A 25,209-nucleotide genomic window follows, 5' to 3' on the forward strand; every position below is an offset into this window, starting at 1 on the left:
TTTGGCAGTCGCAACAGTCGACGAGGCGGAGTTCGCCGCTCTCAAGGCAGAGATCGCCGCGTGGGTCGCGGGCCCCGGCGAAGAGTGGGCGAATCGGATCGAGGAGACGGGCGATGTCCCGCCCGAGCTCTTCGCCGAGCTGAAGGACCGCGGCTGGCTGAGCCTCGCCGCGCCGGCCGAGCTGGGGGGCCGGGGCATCCCGTTCAGCCGCTACCTCGAGCTGCTCGAGTTGATCTCCAAGTCGCACGGGTCGATCCGCATGCTCGTGCACGTGATCAACGGCACGTGGCGCGCGATGGCGCCCTACGCGACGCCTGAGCTGCTGGACGAGGTCGTGAAGCCCTCGGTCGCGGGCGACAAGCTCGTCGCGTTCACGCTGACCGAACCCGACAACGGCACCGGTGCCGACATCACCACGAGCGTTCGCCGCGAGGGCGACGACTACGTGATGAACGGCGTGAAGCACCTCATCACCTTCGGCGTGAAGGCCGACTACCTGCTGATCGCGGCGCGCCTCGAGGGCTCGACCGGCAACGACGGCACGGTCGCGTTCGCGATGCCGAACCGGCTGCCGGGCGCCGAGGTCATCGACGACTCCGACACGATGGGGGTGCGGGGCACGGACCACGCCATCCTCAAGTTTGCCGAGGTTCGTGTGCCGGCGAAGTACCGCCTCGGCGAAGAGGGCCAGGGTCTCGAAGTCGCCCTCGGCGGCTTCCTGCTGCCGAGCCGCGTCTCGGTCGCGATGAGCGCGGTCGGGCTCGCCGAGCGGGCGCAGGAACTCGCGATCGAGTTCTCGAAAGAGCGCGTCACCTTCGGCAAGCCGCTCGCTCAGCGTCAGGTGATCCAGTTCTACATCGCCGAGAACTTCGGGCGCATCGCCGCCGCGAAGTCGCTGATCATTCAGGCCGCGCGTACGTACGAGCAGGGTGCGCCCGAGGCATCCGCTCTCTCCAGCGCTGCCAAGATGATCGCGGTCGAGATGCTCGCCACCGTGACCGACAACGCCCTGCAGGTGTTCGGCGGCCGTGGTTACTGGAAGAAGAACGCGATCGAGCGCGTCTACCGCGACGCTCGCGCACAGCGTTTCGAAGAGGGCACGAACGAGATCCAGAAGCTCGTCGTCGCCCGCGCCGCGATCACCGGCGAGGCGAATACGGAAGGAATCCTGAATTGGTAGCCGAGAACTCAGCCGGCGGCTCTGACGCGCGCGTCGTCGTCATCACGGGCGCGAGCCGCGGCATCGGCCGGCTGCTCGCCGAAAAGCTCGGCGCCGAGGGTGCGCACATCGTCGTCAACTACAAGAAGAACGCCGATCTCGCCGAAGAGTCGTTGGCCGCAGTGCGTGCGGCAGGCGGCGACGGCATCACCGTGCAGGCCGACATCGAGGTGCCGGAGGGCATCGAGGCGCTGTTCACCGGCATCGACGAGCACTACGACCACATCGACGCGTTCGTCGCGAACGCGGCGGCGGCGGCGTTCAAGCCGATCAGCGAGATGAAGATCCACCACCTCGACCGCAGCTATGCGATGAACGCGCGCAGCTTCGTGCTCGGCGCGCAGCAGGCGGTGAAGCGGATGCCTCGGGGCGGCCGCATCCTGTACATCTCGAGCTACGGGTCGCTGCGCGCGTTCCCGACCTACGCGGCGCTCGGCGCGTCGAAGGCAATGGCCGAGCAGTACATGAAGTACATGGCCGCAGAATTCGGGCCGCGGCAGATCACGGTCAACGCCGTCAACGGCGGGCTCATCGACACCGATTCGCTCGACTACTTCTACAACAAGGTGCCGGGCATGGCGCCGATGGACTCGGTCATCTCGAAGCTGCCGCTGCAGCGTCCCGCGAAGGCCGATGACATGGCCGATGCTGCACAGTTCCTGCTGTCCGAGAAGGCCGGCTACATCACCGGGCAGGTGCTCACGGTCGACGGCGGCCTCACGATCATCGCGCCGCCGTTCTGGTCGGACACCACGGGCGAGCTGCACGCCGCCGTCTTCGGCGAGTAAGAGGAGTCTCTTGCCCAGCACTCCCGCGTTCGGCGGCGGCGCGGACCAGCGGCAGTCCACCGGATTGCCGCTGCTGCGCACCGCATGGCGCCTCGGCCCCCTGGAAGTGCCCCACCGTGTGGTGATGGGCAGCATGCACACGGGGCTCGAGGGTCTGGACGACGGGGGAGCGGCGCTCGCGGCCTTCTACCGCGAGCGCGCGCGGGGCGGGGCGGCGCTCGTGATCACGGGCGGTATCTCGGTGAACGCCGAGGCGCGCGGCGGACCCGACTATGTCGTGATGACGGATGCATCGACCCGGCGCTCGTTCGCGACCGCGGCCACGGCGGTTCATGAGGCAGGCGGTCTCCTCTCGGCGCAGCTGTTCCATGCCGGGCGCTACGCGGTCGGCGACTGGGCCGTTGCCCCGAGCCCCGTCCCGTGGCGCGCGGCGCGCGGGCTCGTGCCCCGGGCCCTCACCGGCGCCGACATCGAGCGGACCATCGCCGACTTCGCGGCCTCGGCCACGGCTGCGCGCGAGGCGGGCTTCGACGCCGTCGAGCTCATGGCGTCCGAGGGCTACCTGCTCAACCAGTTCCTCTCGCCGCTCACGAATTTGCGTGACGACGAGTGGGGCGTCGATCCCTCCGGGGAGCACAGTCACACCGCGCGTATGCGCTTTCCGCTCGCCGTCTTCGCAGCGGTGCGTGAGGCGGTCGGTGCCGACTTCCCGATCACCGTTCGCATCTCGGCGACCGACCTGATGCCGGGCTCCACCAGCGAGGCAGAGACGGATGCCTTCGCTCTGGCCCTGGCCGAGCGCGGTGTCGACGCGCTCAGCATGGGCGTCGGGTGGCATGAGTCCGTGGTGCCGACGGTGCAGGCATCCGTACCCCACGGTGCGTGGGTCGCGTACGGCGAGCGGGTCGCGACGGTGGTGCACGCGGCGAAACCCGCGTTGCCCGTGATCGCGAGCAACCGCGTGGTCGACCTGCGTGATGCCGAGGCGATTCTCGGGCGCGGGCAGGTCGATGCGGTGGCGCTGGCCCGGCCGTTCCTCGCCGACCCCGAGATCGTGCGCCGCTCGTTCGCGGCGCAGTTCCCGCTGATCAATTCGTGCATCGGCTGTGACCAGGCCTGCATCGACCGCTCGCTGACGTTCCAGCCGATCAGCTGCCTCGTGAACCCGCGCGCGGGCCGCGAGACCGAGTTCCCGCTCGGCATCACCAACGACCGCAAGCGTGTCGCGGTCGTCGGTGCGGGGCCGGCCGGGCTCGCCGCGGCCGACGATCTCGCCCGGCGCGGTCACGTGGTCACGCTGTTCGAGGCGCGCAAAGACCTGGGTGGCCAATTCGCGCTCGCGGCGCGGGTGCCCGGGAAAGAGGACTACGCGCTCACGGTGCGGTCGGCGTCCGCACGGCTCAAGGCCGCCGGTGCGGAGATCTGGACCGGGCACGAGGCGTCCGCCGCCTCGCTCGACGGCTTCGACGGCGTCGTGGTCGCCACCGGAGTCACACCGCGCGTTGTCGACATCGAGGGCGCCGGGCTGCCGAACGTGCTGACGTACGAGCAGGCGATCCGCCGCGGGGTCCCCGCCGGCACAGTCGCGATCATCGGCGGCGGCGGCATCGGCGTCGACCTCGCCGCGTTCCTCGTCGAGTCGCATGACGAGAAGGCGCGCGCGCTCGCGTTCGAGGAGCGTTTCGGGCTCGACGGCTCGGCCGAGTTCGCGCGCTCGCGCCCGACTCGCGCGCTGCTCTCGCCGCGCCCCGGCAGTGAGGTCACGCTGCTGCGCCGTGGCGGCAGGTTCGGGCAGGGCGTCGGCATCACGAGCCGCTGGGTGAACGTCGGCGCGCTGACGCACGCGGGCGTACGGATGCTTTCCAGCATCGACTACCGCCGCATCACGCCCGACGGCGTCGAGGTCGTGCACGAGGACGGCACGGTCGAGCTGATTCCCGGTCAGACCGTCGTGATCTGTGCGGGCCAGGAGCGGCATGAGCCATTGTCCGAGGGGCTCGCGGCGCGCGGCATCCGTCACGAAATCGTCGGAGGCGCGCGTGACGCGCGGTTCGTGGACGCCGTCCGAGCGACGAGCGAGGGGCTCGCGGCGGCGCGGCTTCTCGCCGATTAGTTTCCCTGTCGCATCGTCTGGCAGAATAGAACGTCGGCTTTGTGCGTTCCGACCCTCTATCCGAACGCGTGAAGCCTCCATCAGACCTCCTGCGCGGGTGTGCACCCCACAGCCCGGGCAGTCAGTTCGCTCATCACTTACGAATACCAACTGGAGAACTGTGGCTGTCAAGATCCGCCTCAAGCGCCTCGGCAAGATCCGTGCCCCCTACTACCGTGTCGTCGTCGCCGACTCGCGCACCAAGCGCGACGGTCGCGTGATCGAAGAGATCGGCAAGTACCACCCCACCGAGCACCCCTCGCTCATCGAGATCGATTCCGACCGCGCACAGTACTGGCTGGGCGTCGGCGCGCAGCCGAGCGAGCAGGTCGCCGCGCTGCTGAAGCTCACCGGTGACTGGGCGAAGTTCAAGGGCGAGAAGGACACCGAGAGCAAGGTCATTCAGCCCGAGGGCAAGACCGAGTTCGTCGCCGACGAGAAGAAGAAGCCGGTCCTGAAGCCGAAGACCGAGACTCCGGTCAAGGCCGAGGAGCCCGCCGAGGCTGAGGCCCCGGCCGCCGACGAGGCCGCGGAGTAGGTCTCATCACAATGCTCGCTTCCGCTGTCACCCACCTCGTCAAGGGCATCGTCGATCACCCTGACGACGTCGCGGTCGCACAGAAGAGCTCGCCTCGCGGCGAGGTCCTCGAGGTTCGCGTGAACCCCGAGGACCTCGGCCGGGTGATCGGCCGTGGCGGTCACACGGTGAGCAGCCTGCGCACCGTCGTCAACGCGCTGGCGGGCGGCGAGAGGGTCCGCGTCGACGTCGTCGACACAGACCGCTGATGGCGGCGCTCGAGTCCTCTCAACCGACCGCTGGAACTCAGCTTCGCGTCGGTCGGCTGACCAAGGCGCACGGGCTCAAGGGCGCCCTCAAGCTCGAGCTGTACACCGACGACCCCGAGCGCCGCTTCGTGCCCGGGGCCGTCTTCTCGCTCCAGGTCCCCGACACGTCGCAGTGGCACGGGAAGAGCATCGAGCTCCGTGAGCTGCGCTGGTACAACGGCCATCCGGTCGGGTTCTTCACCGGCATCGACGACCGCTCCGGCGCGGAAAGCCTCGTCAAGGCGATCCTGTGGGTGGAAGCCTCCGATGAGCCGAGCGAAGACGACGCATGGTTCGACCACCAGCTGGTGGGGCTCGCAGTGCTGCGCGACGGCACCCAGGTGGGTCGAGTCGCGCGCGTCGATCACATGCCCGCGCAGGATCTGCTCGCGGTCGAGACCGAGGCAGGCGAGGTGCTGGTCCCGTTCGTGTCGGCCATCGTCCCCGCCGTCGATGTCGCAGCCGGAACGATCACCGTGACTCCGCCGGCCGGACTGTTCGAAGAGCTGCCCGATGACGACGCTCCCGCTGAGGAGCCGTCCGCGCAGTAGCCCGCCGTTTCATCTGCGTGAAACATGCGGCGCTCTCGCCTGAAACACGGCTCTCATACGTTCGAGCCATGATCGGGCCGGCCCTCCTCATCGTCGTCGAGGCAGGGGAGGACTTGATCGATGACGGTGCGCTCCTCGTCCTCGTGAACGCCGTGCAACGCGCGATGCCCGAGGTTCACGTGGTTCCCGCCCGCCTCGACGTGCACGACCCGGGCCTCGGACCCGCGTTTCTCCGGGAGCTGCGCGAAGGCGAGCCGGTGATCGCGGTGCCGCTGATGCTGTCGCCCGGTGCGCGCGTGCACGACGACCTCGAGCGTGAGCTGGGGGGCGACCAGTCGCGTCCGACGGTGCTCACGCCTGCCATCGGCTCGGACGACGCGATCGTCGAGCTCATGGTGCGCAGGCTGCAGCGCAGCGGTCTCAGCACGGGCGATGTCGTCGTCATGGCGGCTGCGGGCTCGAGCGATCACCACGCCGTCCGCGAGAGCGTCGAGGTCGGGCGGCGGCTCGCGCACGTGCTCGAGCGATACGTGACGGTCGGATTCTTCACGGCGGCGGTGCCGCGACTCTCCATCGCCGTCGACACGATGCGCAGACTGCACCCGGGGAGCCGCGTCGCGGTGGCGAGCTACCTGCTGTCGCCGGGGCGATTCGCCCGCGCGATGGCCGAGGCAGGTGGCGACCTGGTGGCGGGCCCGCTCCTCGTTCCGGGGCATCGGCCGCCCTCTGCGCTCGTCTCGGTCGTCGTGGAGCGCTACCGTGCCGGGGTGGCGCAGCTGGCGATTTAGCCGTCAATAAACTTGGGGGATGCGCATCGACATCGTGACGATCTTCCCGTCGTTCTTCGATGTGCTCGACATCTCCCTGCTCGGCAAGGCTCGGCAGAGCGGCATCATCGAGCTCGGCGTGCACGATCTGCGCGACCACACGCACGACCGGCATCGTACGGTCGACGACACTCCGTACGGCGGTGGCGCGGGCATGGTCATGAAGCCCGAGCCGTGGGGTGAGGCGTTCGACGAACTGCTGGGAGAGCAGCCGGGTGCCGCGGTGGCCGGCGCGGATCCGCTCGTGATCTTCCCGTCGCCGGCCGGCGAGGTGTTCACGCAGGCGACCGCCCGCGCTCTGGCGCACGAGCAGCGGCTGGTGTTCGGGTGCGGCCGCTACGAGGGAATCGACCAGCGGGTGTTCGACCACGTGGCGTCGCGCGCCAGGGTCAAGCTCGTCTCCATGGGCGACTATGTGCTGAACGGCGGCGAGGTCGCGGTCATGGCGATGATCGAGGCGATCGGACGCCTGATCCCGGGCGTCGTCGGCAACCCCGAGTCGCTCGTCGAGGAAAGCCACGAGAACGGGCTGCTCGAGTACCCGAGCTACACGAAGCCCGCGAGTTGGCGCGGGCTCGAGGTGCCGCCCGTGCTGCTGTCGGGCAACCACGGGGCGATCGCGGCCTGGAGGCACGAACAGCAGCTCGAGCGCACGCGCCGAGTGCGCCCGGACCTGCTGGATTTGGGCGAACACTGACGGATCTGTCACAATAGATCGTTGTGCCGCGCGCGGCCCTGCCACAGGGGAGCCGCAGTCGTGCGGCGAATCCCATTCTTCGAAGTCTTGAACCGCGCCCGACCTGTGGCGGTCGCAGAGAGCGAATAGCCATGCACATCCTCGACCAGGTGGATGCCGCCAGCCTGAAGTCCGACATCCCCGACTTCCGCCCCGGCGACACCGTCAAGGTGCACGTCAACATCATCGAGGGCAACCGCTCGCGTATCCAGGTCTTCCAGGGCGTCGTCATCGGCCGCTCGGGCCACGGCGTGCGCGAGACGTTCACGGTTCGCAAGGTGAGCTTCCAGGTCGGTGTCGAGCGCACCTTCCCCGTCCACTCGCCGGTCATCGACCACGTCGAGGTCGTCACCCGTGGTGACGTGCGCCGCGCCAAGCTGTACTACCTGCGCGAACTGCGCGGTAAGAAGGCCAAGATCAAGGAGAAGCGCGAGGCGTAGTCCTCAGCTGCTCCTAGCATTTCGAGAGCCCCCGAGCCCCTAAACTGGCTCGGGGGCTCTGCTCGTTGATGGACGCTCCTGGACAAGGGCAAGATGACTCACGGCACGACGAACGCGACCGAGACCCGAGCGGCGGCGAAGGCGGCCGAGCGCACCACAGGCCGCACCGTCTGGCTGTTCGTGCGCGACATCGTCGTCATCTTCATCGTCGCCCTGCTGGTGTCGTTCCTGATCAAGACGTTCCTGATCCGCTCGTTCTACATTCCGTCCGCGTCGATGGAAGACACGTTGATGATCAACGACCGGATCATCGTGAACGAGCTCGAGCCGAAGCTGATCCCGGTGCATCGCGGCGACATCGTCGTCTTCACCGACCCGGGCGGGTGGCTGACGCCCGGCGAGAACGTGGCGGCGCCCGTGTCGAAGAATCCGGTCGCCCGCGGCTTCAGCGACTTCTTCACCTTCATCGGCCTCGCGACGGCCGACAGCGACAATCACCTCGTGAAGCGGGTCATCGGGCTTCCCGGCGACCACGTCGTGTGCTGCAACGCGCTCAATCAGATCACGATCAACGGCTCGCCGATCAAAGAGCCGTACACCGTCGTTCAGCCGGGGTCGCTGCCCGCCGGGAAGACCTTCAACGTCACGGTGCCGCCGGGCAAGCTCTGGGTGCTCGGCGACAATCGCAACAACTCCGAGGACTCGAGCCTGCACACCGACCTGCCGAGCGGCGGGTTCGTGCCCGAGAAAGACGTGGTCGGTCGAGCGTTCGTGATCAGCTGGCCGATCTCCCGGTGGAGCTGGCTGTCGAACTTCCCCGACGTGTTCCGCGGCGTCGAGAAGAGCAAGTGACGAGCGTAGACGCGAAGACGCCCACGCTCGACGTCGAGCGCGAGTTGCTCGCCGCGGGCACGCGGTATCTGATCGCCGTCGATGAGGTGGGTCGTGGCGCGCTTGCCGGGCCTGTCGCGGTCGGCATGGTGGTGATCGATGCGGCGGTGGCACCGTTCCCTGTCGGCCTGCGCGACTCGAAGCTGCTGGCGCAGGCCGTGCGCGAGGAGCTCGCGCCGCGCTGTGCTGCGTGGGGTCTGCACTCGGCCGTCGGCGAGGCGACGCCCGCTGAGATCGACGAGCACGGCATCGTCACGGCGCTCGGGCTCGCCGGCTGGCGTGCGCTCGGGCAGCTGAGTGCGGGTGGCGCGGCGGTCGATGAGGCATCCGTTCTGCTCGACGGCAATCACGACTGGCTGAGTCCTGTTCTCGAGCGGCGCATGTCCGTCACGACGCGCGTCAAGGCCGACCTGGCCTGCGCCTCGGTCGCGGCCGCGTCGGTGATTGCGAAGGTGCATCGCGACCGGCTGATGGTCGCGCTGCACGAGACGTTCCCGGCCTACGGCTGGGCGTCGAACAAGGGCTACGGCTCGGCCGCCCATCTCGCGGCTCTGGCCCAGTTCGGTGCGAGTGACCACCACCGTCGCACGTGGCTTCATGGTGCCGCGGCGGCCATAGACTGAACCCCTGATGGACGAGGACGAATTCGACGACTACGACCGTGAGGTCGAGCTGGCCCTGTACCGCGAGTACCGCGACGTCGTCAGCCAGTTCAAGTACGTGATCGAGACCGAGCGCCGCTTCTATCTGGCGAACGAGGTCGAATTCGCCCGCCGCGACACTGAGCACGACTTCTACTTCGAGATCACCATGCACGACGTGTGGGTGTGGGACGTGTATCGCGCAGACCGGTTCGTGAAATCCGTGCGGGTGCTCACGTTCAAAGACGTCAACATCGAAGAGCTGTCGAGCAAGGAGTTCGAGCTGCCGAAGGAGCTCGCGCTCGACGAATAGCACGGTGCCTCTTCCCCAGCACAGGTGATGATGCCGGCGTGCTGTCCACGGTGAGGGCTGGCAGCCGAGCGGCTTTCGGGCGGATGCCGGGATGCTGCCGTGCATGGCGGAAAAAGACATCATCGGCAGGAGCGGGGAGCAGCTCGCGGCCCGGTTCCTCGAAGCGGGCGGCTATCGGATCATCGACCGGAACTGGCGTGGTCGGCGGGGTGAGCTCGACATTGTTGCCGAGCAGGGCGGCACCACGGTGTTCGTCGAGGTCAAGACGCGGTCGACGCTGCGGTTCGGGCATCCGTTCGAGGCGGTGACCCCGCGAAAGCTGCGGGCGCTGAGGCGTCTTGCGGGGGAGTGGTGCGCCGCCGGCGAGGCTCTCGGGCGTATCCGGCTCGATGTCATTGCGGTGATCGGCGGCCTCGACGGTCCTGCGCGCATCGAGCACCTGCGCGGAGTCGGCTGATGGGGGTCGCACGCACGCTCGCCATCGCACTGCAGGGTCTGCGCGGCGCACCCGTCGACGTGGAAGCCTCGATCAGCGCCGGCCTGCCGAAGTTCAAGCTCATCGGGCTGCCCGATGCGTCGCTCGCCGAGGCCGCGCATCGCGTTCTCGCCGCCGCCTCCAATTCCGGGTGCTCGCTTTCGCAGAGTCGGGTCACGGTCAATCTGTCGCCCGCGGTGCTGCCGAAGCATGGTTCCGGTTTCGATCTCGGCATCGCCCTCGCCGCGCTCGCGGCCGACGGCAAACTCTCGAAGAGCTCGATCGAACGCACCGTCCATCTCGGGGAGCTCGGCCTCGACGGGCGCGTGCGCCCCGTTCTCGGAGTGCTCCCGGCGGTGCACGCCGCAATACGTGCAGGCGCGAAGCGCGTCGTCGTCCCGGCCGGAAACGTCGAAGAGGCACGCCTCGTCGCCGGCGCCGACATCGTGCCGGTGGGGTCTCTGCGCGAAGCGGCGATCCGGCACGGTGCCGCGCTCACGCCGGTCGAGGTCGAGCCCGTGCTGGCTGTGCCGAGCCCTGAGAATCGCACGGACGAGACCGACCTCTCCGACGTCATCGGGAACGAGCAGGCCGTGCGGTCGCTCGTCGTGGCCGCCGCCGGGGCCCACCATCTCTTCTTCGTCGGGCCGCCGGGCGCGGGGAAGACGATGCTCGCGGAGCGCATGCCGGGAATCCTCCCCGACCTCGATGCGTCCGCCGCGCTGGAGGCGACGTCCATCCGGTCGCTGACCGAGCTCGGGTCGGCGACCGAACTCGTCACCCGGCCCCCGTACGAAGCCCCGCACCACACCGCGTCGGCAGCCGCTCTCGTGGGCGGCGGGAGCTCGCGTATCCGACCGGGCGCCGCCGTGCGGGCGACGCACGGCGTGCTCTTCCTCGACGAGGCGCCCGAATTCCAGCGAAATGCGCTTGACGCGTTGCGGCAGCCTCTGGAATCGGGCTTCGTCTCGATCAGCCGGGCCAATCAGCAAGCGACGTACCCGGCGGAATTCCAGCTGGTGATCGCCGCGAACCCGTGCCCCTGCGGCCTGTTCGGTGTCACCGGCAACGGCGACTGCACTTGCAGCCCCGGGCGCAGGCGGGCGTATCTCGCCCGTGTCTCTGGTCCGCTGCTCGATCGGATCGATCTGCAACTTTCCCTGCGGCGCTTGTCACCGGCCCAGCTGCGGCGCGGTGACGAGGAGCGCCGTCTGAGCAGCGACGAGGCACGGAAACGCGTCATCGCGGCTCGCGGCGCCGCGGCCGAGCGCTTCGCGGGTCTGCCGTGGCGGGTCAACGCCCGCATCCCGAGTCGCTGGCTCACCGATGGGCCCGGGCGCCTGCCGCGCAACATCACAGCTGCACTCGAGAAGCACTATCAGGGCTCCGGCATGACGATGCGCGGTTTCGTCCGAGTGCTCCGCGTCGCGTGGACGCTCGCGGATCTCGATGGCGCCTCGTCGCCAGGGGCGGCTCACCTCGGCGAGGCGCTGGCGCTGCGTGATCGGCGGGCGGCATGAACGCATCCGTGGCAATGTCCGGGCGTGAGCGCGCCGCACTGTGGGACCGGCTGCGGCCCGGTCTGTCCGGTGACGATGCCGAGCTGACCGCGCGGGTGATCTGGAGCGTGCTGGCCGAACCCGGTGACGGGATCGCCGGGCAGATGATCGCCGATCTCGGCGCCGCGCCGGCACTGCGCCTCGTGCTGCGCCGGAACGCGTTTGCGACCGCGGCGGCACTGCGCGCTGAAGCCACGGCGATCGCGCGCGCCGTGGCCCAGGCCTACGACGAGCAGGGCAGAGAGCCGCTCCCGGGCGTTCGCGCCGGCTTTCTGCGCTGGCATCCGCGCATGACGGGAACCTTGATCGAGACGGTCTTCGCGATGGCCGCCGCATCGCGGTGCACGCTGTTGACTCCGGCTGACCAGCACTGGCCGCCCGGCATGTCCGATCTCAACGACCATGCGCCGCTCGTGCTGTGGTGCCTCGGCGATCCGGCGCTCCTGGCCGAGTTCTCGCACGCTGTCGCTCTGGTGGGCACCCGGGCATCGACGGGCTACGGCACGCACGTCGCGACCGAATTGGCGGCCGGTCTCGCCGATCGCGACTGGACCGTGGTGTCGGGTGGCGCGTACGGCATCGACGCGGCTGCCCATCGAGCGGCCCTCGCTGCGAAGGGGCGCACGGTCGCCGTGATGGCCGGCGGTCTCAACAGCTTCTACCCGCGCGGGAACAGCGAGCTTCTCGCGCGCGTCGCGCGGGACGGCGCCGTGGTGGCGGAGGTGCCGTTCGGTACACCGCCGACACCGTTCCGCTTTCTCGCCAGGAACCGGCTGATCGCCGCAATGGCCAGTGCGACAGTGGTGGTCGAGGCCGGAAGGCGTTCCGGTTCGATCAACACCGCCAATCACTGTGGCGAACTCGGGCGACCGCTCGGCGCTGTCCCCGGGCCGATAACCAGCCCGACATCGGGAGGCTGCCACTACCTTTTGCGAGAGCAGCCCGCGCAGCTCGTGACCTCCGTCGAGGACGTCGTGGAGCTCGCGTCCGGGCGTGAGGGGCCGGCCCCGGAACCGCTAGCCGATCCCGATGACCCGCGGTACGGCCGGGTCATCACCGCCCTGAGTGCGACGAGGGCGCGCCGGCTCAGTGATGTCGCGGCGCGCTGCGGGCTCTCGGAGACGGAGGCGGCGACGCTGCTCGGCGTGCTGCTGCTCGACGGCACCGTCCGTTCCGGCGACGCCGGGTGGGTGTCGGTGCCGCGCCGGGAATGAACCGGCACCATGCTTGACGACATGGAACTCGAAGGCGCCGTGCAGAGCTTCCTCGACCACGCCCGGTTCGAGCGCGGCCTTTCACCCGCGACCATCCGCTCCTACCGGTCAGACCTCCGAAGCTTCACCGAGTTCGCTCGCCGGTCGGCCGTCGAGCTGATCGAAGCCGTCGACCTCGAGTTGTTGCGGGCCTGGCAGTGGGAGTCCGCCGAAGCGGGCAGTGCGGCGGCGACGCTTGCGCGCCGCAGTGCGTCGGTCCGCGCGTTCACCGCCTGGGCGGCGCGCAGCGGAGTCCTCTCCGTCGACCCCGGGGTGCGGCTGAGCTCGCCCAAGCTCGGGCATCACCTGCCGAGCGTGGTCACACAGAATCAGGCCGTCGAGCTGCTCGAGCACGCTCGGCAGCGGGCCGAGACCGGAGACGCGAAGGCGGTGCGCGATCGCGCGTTGCTCGAGTTGCTCTACGCGAGCGGCATCCGGGTGGGTGAGCTCGTCGGGCTCGATGTGCCCGACCTCGACCTCGACCGCCTCACCGTCACCGTGACGGGCAAGGGCGACAAGCAGCGGACCGTCCCCTTCGGCACGCCGGCGCTCAGCGCCATCGTCGATTACCTGAGGGTTGGGCGACCGGCGCTCGTCGAGCGCGGAGAGGGTGCCGGCGATGCGCTCTTCCTCGGGGTGGCCGGCCGCAGACTCGGCTCGCGCGCGGCCTACGACGTCGTCGCGCGAGCACTGTCGGCGTACCCCGGTGGCGGCCCCCGCGGGCCGCACACCCTGCGGCACACGGCTGCGACGCACCTGCTCGACGGGGGAGCGGATCTGCGCGCGGTGCAGGAGCTGCTCGGCCACTCGAGCCTCGGCACGACCCAGATCTACACGCATGTCTCGGTCGAGCGGCTCAAGCAGAGTTATGCGCAGGCTCACCCCCGCGCATAGAGCGCCGCTTGCGGGTGCGCGTATTCACCTCGCCGGCAACAGCACCGCCGGTGGAACGGCCGCGAGGAAGAGCAGCGGCGAAATGTACTCGCCGCGGACGCGCACGCCGAGATGCACGCAACCCGCATCGCAGTGCCCTCCGCCTGCGACGACCCCGATCTGCTGACCTCGTGCCACCGTCGCTCCGAGGGGAGCAGTGACGCTCACCGGCTCCATGCTCACGAGCACGTCGTCGTCGACCCGGATCGTCACGACGGGGCGATCGACCACGAGTTGTGCCACTGTGATCTCGCCAGCTGCCGGGGCGTGCACGGCGTCACCGCTCATGGCGACCAGGTCGATGCCGCGGTGGCCCGCGCTGTATGCGGTGGCGGGCGCGAGGAATGACGCGCTGACCTGCGGGGGAACGACGGGCCAGGCCCACCGGGGTGACGGTGCCGGAGCATCGGGGGCCGGCGCTGCGGCGGCGACCCGCGCGCCCTGCGGCAGAGTCCAGGCGCCGACGACGATCGCGAGCAGCATCGCGATGCGCAGCCATTTCGTGAACATGTCGGCAGCGTCGCAGACGGTGCGGCAGGACATCCGGGCAGAAGTGCTGATGTGTGCCCAATCCATTGCGGTCGGGCCCTGTGGGGGGAAAGAGTGGTCATAGGCAGAGAGGGGCCACCGATGTCATCCGACGCGATAGATCCGAAGTTCCGCCGCCGAGTCACAGGTCTGGCGATCGCCGCCGCCGTCGGCGGCTTCCTGTTCGGTTTCGACTCCTCCGTCGTCAACGGCGCCGTCGACGCGATCGGAAAGCAGATCGTCGAGCCGGCTGTGAGCGGGCCGGCATTCGACTTCGTGAAGGGCTTCGTCGTCGCGGTCGCGCTGCTCGCCTCGGCGCTCGGCGCCTGGATCGCGGGCGGACTGGCGGACCGCTGGGGTCGCCCGCGCGTGATGCTGGTGGGCGCCATCCTGTTCTTCCTCAGCGCGATCGGCGCGGGGCTGTCCCAGACCATCTGGGACCTCATGCTGTGGCGCGTCATCGGCGGCATCGGCATCGGCATCGCCTCGGTGATCGCCCCGGCCTACATCGGCGAGGTCGCGCCGAAGGGCGTGCGCGGTGGCCTGGCGTCGTTGCAGCAGCTCGCGATCACGATCGGCATTCTCGTCGCTCTCGTGTCCGATGCAGCATGGAACGCCGCGGCGGGGAACAACCCGGTCAACGCGGTCTGGCTCAACCTCGGCGGCTGGCGCTGGATGTTCATCGTCGGCGTGATCCCGGCGATCGTGTACGGATTCCTGGCACTGCGGATCCCGGAATCCCCGCGGTATCTGCTGCTCGTGGGGCGTCGTGACGAAGCGCAGCGGGTCTTCTCGACGATCATGCCCAAAGAGGAGATCGACGGGGCGATCGGCGACATCGAGCGCGGCATCGCCGAGGACAAGAAGAACGCGAAGGCGTCGCTGCGCGGCCCTGCCCTGGGCCTCAATCCGATCGTCTGGATCGGCATCATCCTTTCGGTCTTCCAGCAGTTTGTCGGCATCAACGTCGTCTTCTACTATTCCAACTCGCTGTGGACGGCGGTCGGGCTCGGCGCGCAGGCGTCGTTGCTGTCGGTGCTGAGCGGTGTCGTGAACGTCGCGGTGACGTTCATCGCGATCGCCCTCGTCGACCGCATCGGGCGCCGGCTCCTGCTGCTGGTCGGGTCGATCGGCATGGCGCTCACGCTCGGCCTGGAGGCCGTCGCCTTCAGCTTCGCGACGCTGCACAACGGTCAGCTGACGCTGCCGACCTCCTGGGCGGTGGTCTCGGTGGTCGCCGCGAACGTGTTCATCATCGCGTTCGGTGCAACGTGGGGTCCCCTCGTGTGGGTGCTGCTCGGCGAGATCTTCCCGAGCCGGATCAGGGCGCGCGCCCTCGGCGTCGCCGCTGCCGCCCAATGGATCGCGAACTTCATCATTTCGGAGACGTTCCCGCCGCTGTCCGCGTGGTCGCTGCCGTGGACGTACACGATCTACGCCGGCTTCGCCGCGGCATCGTTCTTCTTCGTGCTCTGGGTCGTGCCCGAGACGAAGGGCGTCGCCCTCGAGCGCACCGAGGATCTGTTCCTGCGCGAGAACCGGCCGGGACGAAGGAGGGCGCGGCAAAGCGCCTGATCGGCGGCCACGCGCCTGATAGACTGACGCCGCACCCCGCATGTCGGGGTGACTACGCGTGCCTCGAGGCCGGCGCTTTGCCGGCGGCACTCTCTCCCACAGGTCCTGCGACGTCCATCGGTCGTCGCGGGCGGGAGCGTGTCGGGCACTAGGACTATCAACCTCAACAACAAAGGAACCATCATGGCCGTCGTCACCATGCGCCAGCTGCTCGACAGCGGTGTCCACTTCGGGCACCAGACCCGCCGCTGGAACCCGAAGATGAAGCGATTCATCCTCACCGAGCGCTCCGGCTCGTACATCATCGACTTGCAGCAGTCGCTCACCTACATCGACAAGGCGTACGACTTCGTGAAAGAGACCGTCGCACACGGCGGCACCGTCCTCTTCGTCGGCACGAAGAAGCAGGCGCAGCAGGCGATCGCCGAGCAGGCGACCCGCGTCGGTCAGCCGTACGTCAACCAGCGTTGGCTCGGCGGTCTGCTCACCAACTTCAACACCGTCTCCAAGCGCCTCGCTCGCATGAAGGAGCTCGAGGAGCTCGACTTCGAGGGCACCACCAGCGGCTTCACCAAGAAGGAGCTGCTGATCAAGAAGCGCGAGCTCGACAAGCTGCACAAGACGCTGGGCGGTATCCGCAACCTCACCAAGACCCCGAGCGCGGTCTGGATCGTCGACACCAAGAAGGAGCACCTCGCGATCGACGAGGCGCAGAAGCTCGGCATCCCCGTGGTCGCGATCCTCGACACGAACTGCGACCCCGACGAGGTCAACTTCCCGATCCCCGGCAACGACGACGCGATCCGCTCCGTCGCGCTGCTCACCCGCATCGTGGCCGATGCTGCTGCTGAGGGCCTCATGTCGAAGCACGGTCAGACCGACGACGGCGAAGAGGCCGAGCCCCTCGCCGAGTGGGAGCAGGAGCTGCTGGGCGCCGGCGAGAGCACCGAGGCCGTCGAGCCGGTCCCCGCTCAGTCGAGCGCCGAGACCGAGAAGATCGCCGACGCCGAGCCCGCGGCCAGCGCCGAGTAAGCGACCTCGCCGACCACACTTCCCGCTCACATCACCTCTCACACCCCTGAGGAGCACACAGATCCATGGCTAATTTCAGCGTCGCCGACGTCAAGGCGCTGCGTGAGCAGCTCGGCACCGGCATGGTCGACACGAAGAACGCGCTGGTCGAAGCTGACGGCGACATCGAGAAGGCGGTCGAGATCCTTCGCCTGAAGGGTGCGAAGGGCAACGCGAAGCGCGCCGACCGCTCGACGAGCGAAGGCCTCGTCGCCGCCCGCGAGGTCGACGGCAAGGCATGGCTCATCGAGCTCGCGTGCGAGACGGACTTCGTCGCCAAGAACGACAAGTTCGTCGCGCTCGGCGACGGCGTGCTGCAGGCGATCGTCGAGGCCGGTGCGACCGACCTCGACAGCGCGCTTGCGGCTCCGGCAGCGACGAAGACCGTTGCCGAGGTGATCGACGACCAGGCGGCCGTGATCGGCGAGAAGATCGTGCTGCGCCGCGTCGCCTTCCTCGAGGGCGACAGCTTCGCGATCTACCTGCACAAGACGTCGAAGGACCTGCCCCCGCAGGTCGGCGTCGTCGTGGCCTACACGGGCGCTGACGCAGACACGGCGCGCAGCATCGCGCAGCACATCTCGTTCGCCGCGCCTGAGGTCCTCACCCGCGAGGAGGTGCCGGCCGACAAAGTCGACAACGAGCGCCGCATCGTCGAGGAGATCTCGCGCCAGGAGGGCAAGCCCGAGGCGATTCTGCCGAAGATCGTCGAGGGGCGCCTCGGTGCGTTCTACAAGCAGGTCGTGCTGCTCGAGCAGGACTATGCGAAGGACAACTCGCAGACCGTCGGCAAGGTGGCACAGGCCGCCGGCATCACGGTGACGGGCTTCGCCCGCTTCAAGGTCGGCGCGTAACTGACGCCAGGGGAGTCCGGAGCCGGAAGGCGCCGGGCTCCCCTTTGCATGCCCGCCTTTGTGCACCGAGGCCGCATAGCCGAATCCGATTACCGGTAGCCTCAAACCCAACACAGTCAGGAAGGACGACACCCCTAGATGGTCGACGACACGAAGCGCAGAGTCCTCTTGAAACTGTCGGGTGAGGCGTTCGGCGCCGGCTCTCTCGGCGTCAACCCTGACGTGATCGCTGCGCTCGCTCGTGAGATCGCCGACGCGGCCCGCGACGTCGAGGTTGCGGTCGTCGTGGGCGGCGGCAACTTCTTCCGGGGCGCCGAGCTCAGCCAGCGCGGCATGGATCGTGGCCGCGCCGACTACATGGGAATGCTCGGCACGGTCATGAACGCGCTGGCCCTGCAGGACTTCCTCGAGCAGGCGGGCGCCGAGACACGCGTGCAGTCGGCGATCTCGATGACCCAGGTCGCCGAGCCCTACATTCCGCGCCGCGCCGAGCGCCATCTCGAGAAGGGCCGCGTCGTCATCTTCGGCGCCGGCGCCGGCTTGCCGTACTTCTCCACCGACACCGTCGCAGCCCAGCGGGCGCTCGAGATCGGCGCCGACGCGGTGCTGGTCGCGAAGAACGGCGTCGACGGCGTCTACACCGCGGACCCCAAGCACGACCCGGAGGCGACGAAGATCGAGCACCTCACGTACCAGGACGCGCTGCGTCGCGGTCTCAAGGTCGTCGACTCGACCGCGTTCAGCCTGTGCATGGACAATCGGATGCCGATGCGGGTGTTCGGCATCGAGCCCGCCGGCAGCGTCAAGGCCGCCATCGAGGGCGCGGAGATCGGCACGCTGGTCACGCACTGACCTCGGCGCCGACCCGGCCGTCGGGTGCCGTTCACCCAGGGGCGCGTCGATAGAATCGACGCGACATTTCCACTAAGGAGCTACCGTGATCGCTGATGTCCTGTCCGAAGCGTCGGAACGCATGGGCAAGTCCGTGGACGCCGCGAAGGAGGACTTCTCGGAGGTGCGCACCGGCCGCGCGAACCCCGCTCTGTTCGCCCGCGTGCTGGTCGACTATTACGGCAGCCCGACGCCGCTGCAGCAGCTCGCCTCCCTGCAGGTGCCCGAGGCACGTGTCATTCTCATCCAGCCGTTCGACAAGACCGCGCTGAAAGAGATCGAGAAGGCGATCGTCGCCCGGGCCGACCTGGGCGTCACGCCGAACAACGACGGCAACATCATCCGCATCGTCATGCCCGAGCTGACGCAGGAGCGTCGCAAGGACTATGTCAAGGTCGTGCGCGGGAAGGCGGAGGAGGCGCGCGTCTCGGTGCGCAACATCCGACGCCACGCGAAGGACGACCTCGACGCGCTCAAGGACAGCGTGGGCGAAGACGAGATCGCGCGGGGTGAGAAGGAGCTCGACGGGCTCACCAAGAAGCACGTCGATCAGATCGACGAGGCTCTCTCCCGCAAGGAAGCGGAACTTCTCGAGGTCTGACACCATGGCGCAGCGGCCGCAAGGCCCCGACTTCAAGGCGCAAGCCCAGGCCGCGCGCGCCGATCTCGAGCGACAGCTGCAGGAGTCGCGCGCACAGTTCGACCAGGTCAGCCAGCGGATTCGTGCGCGCACCGGCCGTGACCTCATTCTGGCGATCGCGATCGGCGTCGGCGCCGGCGTGCTCGTCCTCGCCAGCCTGATCTTCGTCACCGAGCTGTTCATGCTTTTCGCGGCGCTCGTCGTCGCGCTCGGGGTGGTCGAGCTGGGCACAGCCCTGCGTGCGGCCGGGCGCGACATCCCACGCACCGCGAGTGTGATCGCAGCACTCGCCACAATCCCCGCGTCGTATTACCTGACAGCGGATGCGCGCTGGCTGGTCACCCTCGCGGGCATGGCATTCGTTGTGCTGTGGCGAGTCATCGAGTACGCCTGGCCGAGCCGGCGCGGTGGGGCCGAAGCCCTGATGCGCGATGTCTCCGCATCCATTCTGGTTCAGGCATATATCGGTCTGCTCGCGAGCTTCGCGGTCCTGCTCACCTCGCCGATCGCGTCGCCCAACGGCAAGTGGTGGCTGCTCGGCATGCTGATCGTGGTGGTCGCGACCGACACGGGGGCCTACGCGGTGGGCCTCAATTTCGGGCGGCACAAGCTGGCGCAGACGATCAGCCCGAGCAAGACCTGGGAGGGCTTCGCCGGGGCGGCGGCCGCGGCGATGATCGCAGGCATCCTGCTGTCCATATTCATGCTGCACGTGCCGTGGTGGTTCGGTTTCATCTACGGCGGAGTGCTCGTCCTCACGGCCACATTCGGCGACCTCGCCGAGTCCCTGATCAAGCGGGACATCGGCATCAAAGACATGAGCGGCTGGCTGCCCGGGCACGGGGGAGTGCTCGACCGGCTCGACTCCATCCTTCCCTCGGCTGCCGCCGCCTATGCTCTGTACCTGATCTTCTACCCCCTGTTCTCCTGAGCCCGAGTCAAGGAGCCGTACGGCAATGTCGAACTTCCCCAATGTCGCGCGCGGCAAGCGCGGTTACGATCCGGCTCAGGTCGACGACTTTCTCGACAACGCGCGCGCGGTGTTCGACGGCCGTGCGAAGGGACTGGCCGCGGCAGACATCCGTCACGCGGCGTTCGACCTCAAGAAAGACGGGTATGAGCCGGGGGTCGTCGATGCTGCGCTCGAGCGCCTCGAGGACGTCTTCGCGAACCGGGAACGGCAGGCCGCTCGGAGCGAACTCGGAGAAAAGGAATGGTTCGGTCGCGCGCGCGAATTGGCGCAGGTGATCGTGAACCGCCTCAGCCGGCCCGAGCGTGAGCGGTTCTCCCGCGTCGGCCTGCTCAAGCAGGGCTATTCCGTGGAGGAAGTCGACCGATTTTCATCACGGCTGATCAGGTATTTCTCTGAGGGCTCTGCTATCGGCGTCGAGGACGTGCGGACCGTGACATTCCGTCCCCAGCGCGGCGGCTACAGCGAGGCGCAGGTGGACCTGCTGCTCGACTCCGTGACGGACGTCATGCTCGCGGTGCGCTGATCTTGAGCCTTTTCGGTTTGGTATCCGCCCCGAGCGCCGTTATGGTTCTGTGATCGTGGGTAGGCGAGTAGCAGTTAAGACGGTACGAGAGCCGCGGCGTCCGGAGATCCCGGCCCTGGCCCCCGCCGTCAGCCGCCCGACAAACACCATGCACAATTCCTTCAAAAAGACCTCACGCCCGATTGTCGTCCTGCTGGCCTTCGCTGCCGCCGCGGGCTTCTTCATGATCAACCTGGTCAACCCGAACGGCTTCGCGAGCGCGTCAGCCGATGTCCAGTTCCAACACGTGACCGACCGCTTCGCGGGCCAGCACCCCCAAGCGCTCGACGTGAACACCGACTATCAGCCGGTTTCGGTTCAGCACGAGAACTACACGACGACCGTCGTCGCTCCGCCGAAGCCCAAGCCGACCCTGACGCCGCAGCCGACGCAGACGCAGGTGCCCGTTCAGAGCACCACGACGACGGCTGCCGCTGCCGTGCCCGCGCCGCAGGCTGCCGCAGCTGCGCCCGCCGCGACGGCCGCAGCTCCCGCAGCTCCGGCCGCCTCACCGGGCAGCGCTCAAGCGTGGGCGCAGTCGTACCTCGCCTCGATGGGCATGGGGAGCGACCAGTACAGCTGCCTCGTGTCGTTGTGGAACCGCGAGTCGGGCTGGAACGTCCACGCGGAGAACCCGAGCGGCGCATACGGCATCCCGCAGGCGCTGCCCGGCAGCAAGATGGCGAGTGCCGGCCCCGACTGGCAGGACAACTACCAGACCCAGATCAAGTGGGGCATGGGCTACATCACGGGTCGCTACAGCACGCCGTGCGGCGCCTGGGCGCACTCGCAGTCGACCGGCTGGTACTAAGACCCCCGGTACGCTGGCTCTATGCCGCGCAGTAACCGCCCCCGTGGTCGAAAGACCGCGCGGGGCGGTTTTGACGATGAGGGGCTCGACGTCGAGCGGCTCACCTTCGGTTGGCGCCACACCGAGAGCCGACGGGGCGTGACGTACACGGTGCAGCCGATCTCAGCCGCGAACGCGCGTAAGAGCTACGTCTGCCCGGGTTGCGGCCGTGAGGTTCTCCCGGGTGTCGAGCACGTCGCCGTGTGGCGCGCAGACAGCATTTTCGGCGACGACGCGGCGCTCGCGGATCGTCGGCACTGGCACACCCATTGTTGGAAGATCGCGTGAGGCGCGAGAGAGGGGCGACGGATGCCTGAGCTCGTCGAGATCCGCGGGGCCGTCGAGTTGCCGGCGCACCGCGAGGACGTCACGCTCACGACGCTCGACCGGCTCACCCTCGTCGGTGAGCTCGCGACGCCCCTGAACGGGCTTCCTGCGGCGACGCTCATCACACTGCACCCGCTGCCGACCCACGGCGGGTTCATGGACTCGCACATCATCCGCAAGGCCGCCGCGCGGCTTCCGGCGCTCGCCGGGCTTGCCGTGCTGCGATTCAACACCCGCGGCACCAGCTCGCCGCGCGGAACGAGCGAAGGCGTATTCGGCGATGGCGTCACAGAGCGATTCGACCTCGAGGCCGCCGTACGATTCGTGCGCGACCTCGGCCTGCCGCATCCGTGGCTCGTGGGCTGGTCCTTCGGCACCGAGGTGGTGATCAAGTACGGCCTCGCCCACGACGAGATCGAGGGTGTGGTGCTGCTCTCACCGCCACTGCATCGCGCCACCCGCGACGAGCTGTCCGCCTGGCGCGGCAGTGGGAAGCGCATGGTCGTGATGGTCCCGGAGCACGACGACTTCCTGCGGCCCGCGCAGGCCGAGCCGATCTTCCGCGAGGCCGTGCCGGAGGCGGAGTTCATCGCCGTGCCGGGCGCGAAGCACCTCTGGGTCGGTGAGGCTCAGACCCGTACCGTGCTGACGGAGATCGTGCGCGCCACGAATCCGTCTGCTCTGCCGATGCCTGACACGTACGCGCTGTAGCGCGCTACCCGCTGTTCCGGCCCGCAGTCAGCTCGTGCGGGCGTGCAGTCAGTTCGCACGCACCTACAGCTCGTTCTGGTGGGGGATGACCACCTGCCGCACGATCAGCAGGACCGAGGCGGCGAACGGGATCGCGATCAGCGCACCGAGCACCCCGAACAGCGTGCCCCCCGCGAGAGCGGCGATGACGACGAGCGCGCCCGGCACGGCCACCGCGCGGTTCATGATGCGCGGGCTCAGTATGTAGGCCTCGACCTGCATGTAGACGAGGTAATAGATCGCCGCCACGAGCGTGGTGAGGGGCGACCCCAGCAGCAGGCACAGCAGACAGATCAGGATCGACCCGGAGAGGGTGCCGACGAGCGGCACCAGCGAGAACAGGAAGGCGATGACAGCGAGCAGAAGCGGGTACGGCGCGTGGATGATGCTGAGGAAGATCGACGACAGGATGCCGTTGACGAGCGCGAGGGAGACCTGGCCGATGACGTACTTGCCGACCGAGTCCATGACCTGCTCGGCGATGTCCTCGAACCGCTCCCGCTTGCTCGCCGGAACGAGGGCGTAGGCGCCCCGCTTGATGTTGGTGAGGCTCGAGGCGAAGTAGATGGTGAGGATCAGCACGATCAGCACGCCGAACGCGCCGCTGATGATGCCCAGACCGGCCTGCAGCACACCGCCGGTGATGGTGCCGATGTGCTTCTGCAGCTGAGCCCACATCTGGGCGACGGCGTTGTCGACGACACCGGGCTGGAACTGATGCTGCAGCCACTGGTACCAGTCCTGATAGGTGCCCTGGTTCACGAACTCCGTCACGGCCTGCACGAGCTGGGTGCTCTGCGAGACGATGGCCGGCACGACGGCCCAGACCACGCCCACCGCGATGCCGAGGATCACCACGAAGACGATCACGATGGAGGCCCAGCGGGGCACGCCTCGCTTGGCGAAAAACTGGATCAGCGGCTCGAGGCCGAGGGCGATGAACAGGGCGGCACCGATGTAGGTGATGACCGTCGTCAGGTTGACGATCGAGGTCAGGATCAGGATGCCGACGCCGACTCCGAGCGTGCCGACGAGACCCAGCCTGAACGCGTTCTGGATCTTCATTGGTTCAGGCTAGCGGGATCGAGGCGCCCTACTCGTCGTCGGCGCTGCCGACGCGCTCGGCCTGCTGGAGCGCTCCTCGGAGGCTCTCGAAGTAGCCCGCGACCGACTCGCGCTCGATGCGGATCTGCGAGAGCCGGTCTTCCGCGTCGTCGACGAGCTTCGTGGTGCGGTTCTCGGCGTCTTCGATGAGCAGCCGGGCGCGTTCCTCCGCCTCGTGCACGATCTGCGCGGCCTCCTGCTCGGCGGCCTTGCGCTTCGCGTGCACCTCGGCGCGGACATCCGTATCGATCACCGTGGCCTCCTCGCGCGCCTCGTGCGCCCGCCTGATCGCGTCCGCCAGCTGCACGTTCGCATCGTCGAGGAAGCGCTGGGACTGCGTCACGGCCTCTTCGTGGCGTGCCAGGTGGTCCTTCTCGGCCTCGTCGCGTCGGCTCGTGAGCTCGACCTCGAGATCGATGCGCGCCTGCTCCGCCTCGCGGGTCTGCCGGTCGATCTCGCTCTGGACGGTCTTGCGCTGTGCTGCGAGCGCGTTCTCCTGGTCGATGCGGCTCTGCTCGAGGGTCGTGCGGTGCTCGGCGCGCTCGGTCTCGAGCTCGGCCGCATGGGCCGCCGCCTGCTCAGCGAGTTCCTGGCGGTGCGCAATGCGCTCGGCCTCGAGCTGCGCCTCGTGCTGGTTGCGCGCGTCGGCGAGCTCGCGCTCGAGGTCGGCTCGCCGCTCGGCGACCTCGGTGTCGAGCCCCGCGGCGGTCTCGCGACTCGACTGCGCCTCCCGCGCGGCGGCCGCACGCACCTCGGCGGCCTCACGTTCGGCATCGGCCTTGAGAGCCGCGACCTCCCGCTTGCTGGTCGCTCGCGCTTCGGCCGCTTCGGTCGCGACCGCGCCGCGGATCGCCGCCGCCTCGCGCTGCGCGTCCTGCAGGTGCTGCTCCGCGTCGCGACGCGCGTCGGCGATGAGCGAGTTCGCCTCGATCTGCGCATCCTGCAGAGTGGACGCCGCCTGGGCCCTGCCCTCGGAGACGACGCGTTCGGCCTGGTCCTTCGCCGCGCTGCGAATGCGCTCGGCCTCCTGTGCGACCTGAGCGCGCAGCTTCTCCGCGTCGATGTCGGCCTGCGCGATCATGCGCGTCGACTGCTCCTCTGCGACACGCAGAGTGTTCTCGAGCTTGCTGCCGAGGCCGGAGAAGGTGGGGCTGCCCACCTCGTCGATCTCGGCGTTCAGCTCGTCGATGCGCGTGTTGAGCCGCTTGATCTCCTTCGCCGCGTCCGACCCCTGGGTGTTGGCCTTGATCAGCTCGCGGCGCAGCTCTTGCAGCGCTTTGTCGACCTCGGCCTTGTCATAGCCGCGGAATACCTGCGTGAACTCGGACTCTTCAGTGGTCACTGCTGCGCTCCAGTGAGGTCGTGGGCTGCGGGCGAAAGAGCTGCCTGCGAGAAATCGTACAAGCCCGGTCGGACGCACCGGCTTTGCGCATTCAGGCTTCGTCCTGGGATCGCCCAGGGGCATCGAATACCCTTTATTG

The 25,209-nt window shown here is 68.5% G+C and carries 29 protein-coding genes; 26 read left to right on the top strand and 3 right to left on the bottom strand.

Going from position 1 to position 25,209, the window contains the following annotated elements:
* Window position 1 precedes the first annotated feature (1 nt).
* From ACFOYW_RS05220 to ACFOYW_RS05295, 16 genes are all read left to right on the top strand, one after another.
* Complete coding sequence (locus tag ACFOYW_RS05220; RefSeq protein ID WP_390227681.1) at window positions 2-1,180, top strand: acyl-CoA dehydrogenase family protein; 1,179 nt, start codon at window positions 2-4, stop codon at window positions 1,178-1,180.
* Window positions 1,174-2,007: an SDR family oxidoreductase gene (locus ACFOYW_RS05225; RefSeq protein WP_390227683.1), complete on the top strand. Its 834-nt coding sequence runs from the start codon at window positions 1,174-1,176 to the stop codon at window positions 2,005-2,007. Before ACFOYW_RS05220 ends, ACFOYW_RS05225 begins: the two co-directional genes overlap by 7 nt.
* Window positions 2,008-2,017: 10 nt before the next feature.
* Window positions 2,018-4,120 (top strand): FAD-dependent oxidoreductase, encoded by a 2,103-nt coding sequence (locus ACFOYW_RS05230; RefSeq protein ID WP_390227685.1) that lies wholly within the window; start codon window positions 2,018-2,020, stop codon window positions 4,118-4,120.
* Window positions 4,121-4,280: 160 nt separating this feature from the next.
* Window positions 4,281-4,697 (top strand): 30S ribosomal protein S16, encoded by a 417-nt coding sequence (gene rpsP / locus ACFOYW_RS05235; RefSeq protein WP_390227686.1) that lies wholly within the window; start codon window positions 4,281-4,283, stop codon window positions 4,695-4,697.
* A gap of 11 nt (window positions 4,698-4,708) precedes the next feature.
* Window positions 4,709-4,945, top strand: coding sequence for an RNA-binding protein (locus tag ACFOYW_RS05240; RefSeq protein WP_390227687.1), 237 nt, complete (start codon window positions 4,709-4,711; stop codon window positions 4,943-4,945).
* Window positions 4,945-5,535, top strand: coding sequence for a ribosome maturation factor RimM (gene rimM / locus ACFOYW_RS05245; RefSeq protein WP_390227689.1), 591 nt, complete (start codon window positions 4,945-4,947; stop codon window positions 5,533-5,535). The genes ACFOYW_RS05240 and rimM overlap by 1 nt, the downstream gene beginning before the upstream one ends.
* Window positions 5,536-5,603: 68 nt before the next feature.
* Window positions 5,604-6,323 carry a sirohydrochlorin chelatase gene (locus ACFOYW_RS05250; RefSeq protein WP_390227690.1) on the top strand — a complete coding sequence of 240 codons (720 nt, stop codon included), beginning with the start codon at window positions 5,604-5,606 and terminating at the stop codon, window positions 6,321-6,323.
* 19 nt (window positions 6,324-6,342) lie between these two features.
* Window positions 6,343-7,059, top strand: a complete 717-nt coding sequence (gene trmD, locus ACFOYW_RS05255) for a tRNA (guanosine(37)-N1)-methyltransferase TrmD (protein WP_390227691.1) — start codon at window positions 6,343-6,345, stop codon at window positions 7,057-7,059.
* A gap of 131 nt (window positions 7,060-7,190) precedes the next feature.
* A complete protein-coding gene (gene rplS / locus ACFOYW_RS05260) occupies window positions 7,191-7,538 on the top strand; it encodes a 50S ribosomal protein L19 (RefSeq protein ID WP_390227692.1) in 348 nt (115 codons plus the stop codon).
* A 93-nt stretch (window positions 7,539-7,631) separates the two neighbouring features.
* Window positions 7,632-8,390, top strand: a complete 759-nt coding sequence (lepB, locus tag ACFOYW_RS05265) for a signal peptidase I (protein ID WP_390227694.1) — start codon at window positions 7,632-7,634, stop codon at window positions 8,388-8,390.
* Window positions 8,387-9,052: a ribonuclease HII gene (locus tag ACFOYW_RS05270; RefSeq protein WP_390227695.1), complete on the top strand. Its 666-nt coding sequence runs from the start codon at window positions 8,387-8,389 to the stop codon at window positions 9,050-9,052. The genes lepB and ACFOYW_RS05270 overlap by 4 nt, the downstream gene beginning before the upstream one ends.
* Window positions 9,053-9,059: 7 nt before the next feature.
* Entirely contained in the window at window positions 9,060-9,383 is a 324-nt protein-coding gene (locus ACFOYW_RS05275; protein ID WP_390227696.1) for a DUF2469 domain-containing protein, read from the top strand.
* Between the two features lie 103 nt (window positions 9,384-9,486).
* Entirely contained in the window at window positions 9,487-9,840 is a 354-nt protein-coding gene (locus tag ACFOYW_RS05280; protein ID WP_390227697.1) for a YraN family protein, read from the top strand.
* Entirely contained in the window at window positions 9,840-11,378 is a 1,539-nt protein-coding gene (locus ACFOYW_RS05285) for a YifB family Mg chelatase-like AAA ATPase (RefSeq protein WP_390227698.1), read from the top strand. The genes ACFOYW_RS05280 and ACFOYW_RS05285 overlap by 1 nt, the downstream gene beginning before the upstream one ends.
* The gene (dprA, locus tag ACFOYW_RS05290; protein WP_390227701.1) at window positions 11,375-12,631 is read left to right on the top strand and encodes a DNA-processing protein DprA; all 1,257 of its coding nucleotides are present in this window, start codon (window positions 11,375-11,377) and stop codon (window positions 12,629-12,631) included. Before ACFOYW_RS05285 ends, dprA begins: the two co-directional genes overlap by 4 nt.
* 9 nt (window positions 12,632-12,640) lie before the next feature.
* Window positions 12,641-13,564 carry a tyrosine recombinase XerC gene (locus tag ACFOYW_RS05295; protein ID WP_390227702.1) on the top strand — a complete coding sequence of 308 codons (924 nt, stop codon included), beginning with the start codon at window positions 12,641-12,643 and terminating at the stop codon, window positions 13,562-13,564.
* 24 nt (window positions 13,565-13,588) lie between these two features.
* Here the strand turns inward: ACFOYW_RS05295 and ACFOYW_RS05300 are convergent, their stop codons facing one another.
* On the bottom strand, window positions 13,589-14,113 hold the full coding sequence (locus ACFOYW_RS05300) for a M23 family metallopeptidase (protein WP_390227703.1): 525 nt from the start codon (window positions 14,111-14,113) through the stop codon (window positions 13,589-13,591).
* Between the two features lie 120 nt (window positions 14,114-14,233).
* Here ACFOYW_RS05300 and ACFOYW_RS05305 point away from each other — a divergent pair, with 120 nt between their 5' ends.
* From ACFOYW_RS05305 to ACFOYW_RS05350, 10 genes are all read left to right on the top strand, one after another.
* Window positions 14,234-15,706 carry a sugar porter family MFS transporter gene (locus tag ACFOYW_RS05305; RefSeq protein ID WP_390227704.1) on the top strand — a complete coding sequence of 491 codons (1,473 nt, stop codon included), beginning with the start codon at window positions 14,234-14,236 and terminating at the stop codon, window positions 15,704-15,706.
* 183 nt (window positions 15,707-15,889) lie between these two features.
* A complete protein-coding gene (gene rpsB / locus ACFOYW_RS05310) occupies window positions 15,890-16,738 on the top strand; it encodes a 30S ribosomal protein S2 (RefSeq protein ID WP_390227705.1) in 849 nt (282 codons plus the stop codon).
* Window positions 16,739-16,803: 65 nt separating this feature from the next.
* The gene (tsf, locus tag ACFOYW_RS05315) at window positions 16,804-17,631 is read left to right on the top strand and encodes a translation elongation factor Ts (protein WP_390227707.1); all 828 of its coding nucleotides are present in this window, start codon (window positions 16,804-16,806) and stop codon (window positions 17,629-17,631) included.
* A 138-nt stretch (window positions 17,632-17,769) separates the two neighbouring features.
* Window positions 17,770-18,483 (top strand): UMP kinase, encoded by a 714-nt coding sequence (pyrH, locus tag ACFOYW_RS05320; RefSeq protein WP_390227708.1) that lies wholly within the window; start codon window positions 17,770-17,772, stop codon window positions 18,481-18,483.
* A gap of 85 nt (window positions 18,484-18,568) precedes the next feature.
* Complete coding sequence (gene frr / locus ACFOYW_RS05325) at window positions 18,569-19,123, top strand: ribosome recycling factor (RefSeq protein WP_390227710.1); 555 nt, start codon at window positions 18,569-18,571, stop codon at window positions 19,121-19,123.
* 4 nt (window positions 19,124-19,127) lie between these two features.
* Window positions 19,128-20,093: a phosphatidate cytidylyltransferase gene (locus tag ACFOYW_RS05330; RefSeq protein WP_390227711.1), complete on the top strand. Its 966-nt coding sequence runs from the start codon at window positions 19,128-19,130 to the stop codon at window positions 20,091-20,093.
* 25 nt (window positions 20,094-20,118) lie between these two features.
* Window positions 20,119-20,658, top strand: coding sequence for a DivIVA domain-containing protein (locus ACFOYW_RS05335; protein ID WP_390227712.1), 540 nt, complete (start codon window positions 20,119-20,121; stop codon window positions 20,656-20,658).
* A 148-nt stretch (window positions 20,659-20,806) separates the two neighbouring features.
* Window positions 20,807-21,508, top strand: a complete 702-nt coding sequence (locus ACFOYW_RS05340; protein ID WP_390227713.1) for an aggregation-promoting factor C-terminal-like domain-containing protein — start codon at window positions 20,807-20,809, stop codon at window positions 21,506-21,508.
* A 21-nt stretch (window positions 21,509-21,529) separates the two neighbouring features.
* The gene (locus ACFOYW_RS05345) at window positions 21,530-21,835 is read left to right on the top strand and encodes a hypothetical protein (protein WP_390227714.1); all 306 of its coding nucleotides are present in this window, start codon (window positions 21,530-21,532) and stop codon (window positions 21,833-21,835) included.
* A 21-nt stretch (window positions 21,836-21,856) separates the two neighbouring features.
* On the top strand, window positions 21,857-22,585 hold the full coding sequence (locus ACFOYW_RS05350; RefSeq protein ID WP_390227715.1) for an alpha/beta hydrolase: 729 nt from the start codon (window positions 21,857-21,859) through the stop codon (window positions 22,583-22,585).
* 63 nt (window positions 22,586-22,648) lie between these two features.
* Here the strand turns inward: ACFOYW_RS05350 and ACFOYW_RS05355 are convergent, their stop codons facing one another.
* Window positions 22,649-23,689, bottom strand: a complete 1,041-nt coding sequence (locus tag ACFOYW_RS05355) for an AI-2E family transporter (protein WP_390227716.1) — start codon at window positions 23,687-23,689, stop codon at window positions 22,649-22,651.
* A gap of 28 nt (window positions 23,690-23,717) precedes the next feature.
* On the bottom strand, window positions 23,718-25,070 hold the full coding sequence (locus ACFOYW_RS05360) for a DivIVA domain-containing protein (RefSeq protein ID WP_390227717.1): 1,353 nt from the start codon (window positions 25,068-25,070) through the stop codon (window positions 23,718-23,720).
* Window positions 25,071-25,209: the final 139 nt, after the last annotated feature.

Origin of the sequence: Gryllotalpicola reticulitermitis, assembly GCF_042651345.1 — a bacterium.
In the GTDB taxonomy this organism is placed as follows: domain Bacteria; phylum Actinomycetota; class Actinomycetes; order Actinomycetales; family Microbacteriaceae; genus Gryllotalpicola; species Gryllotalpicola reticulitermitis.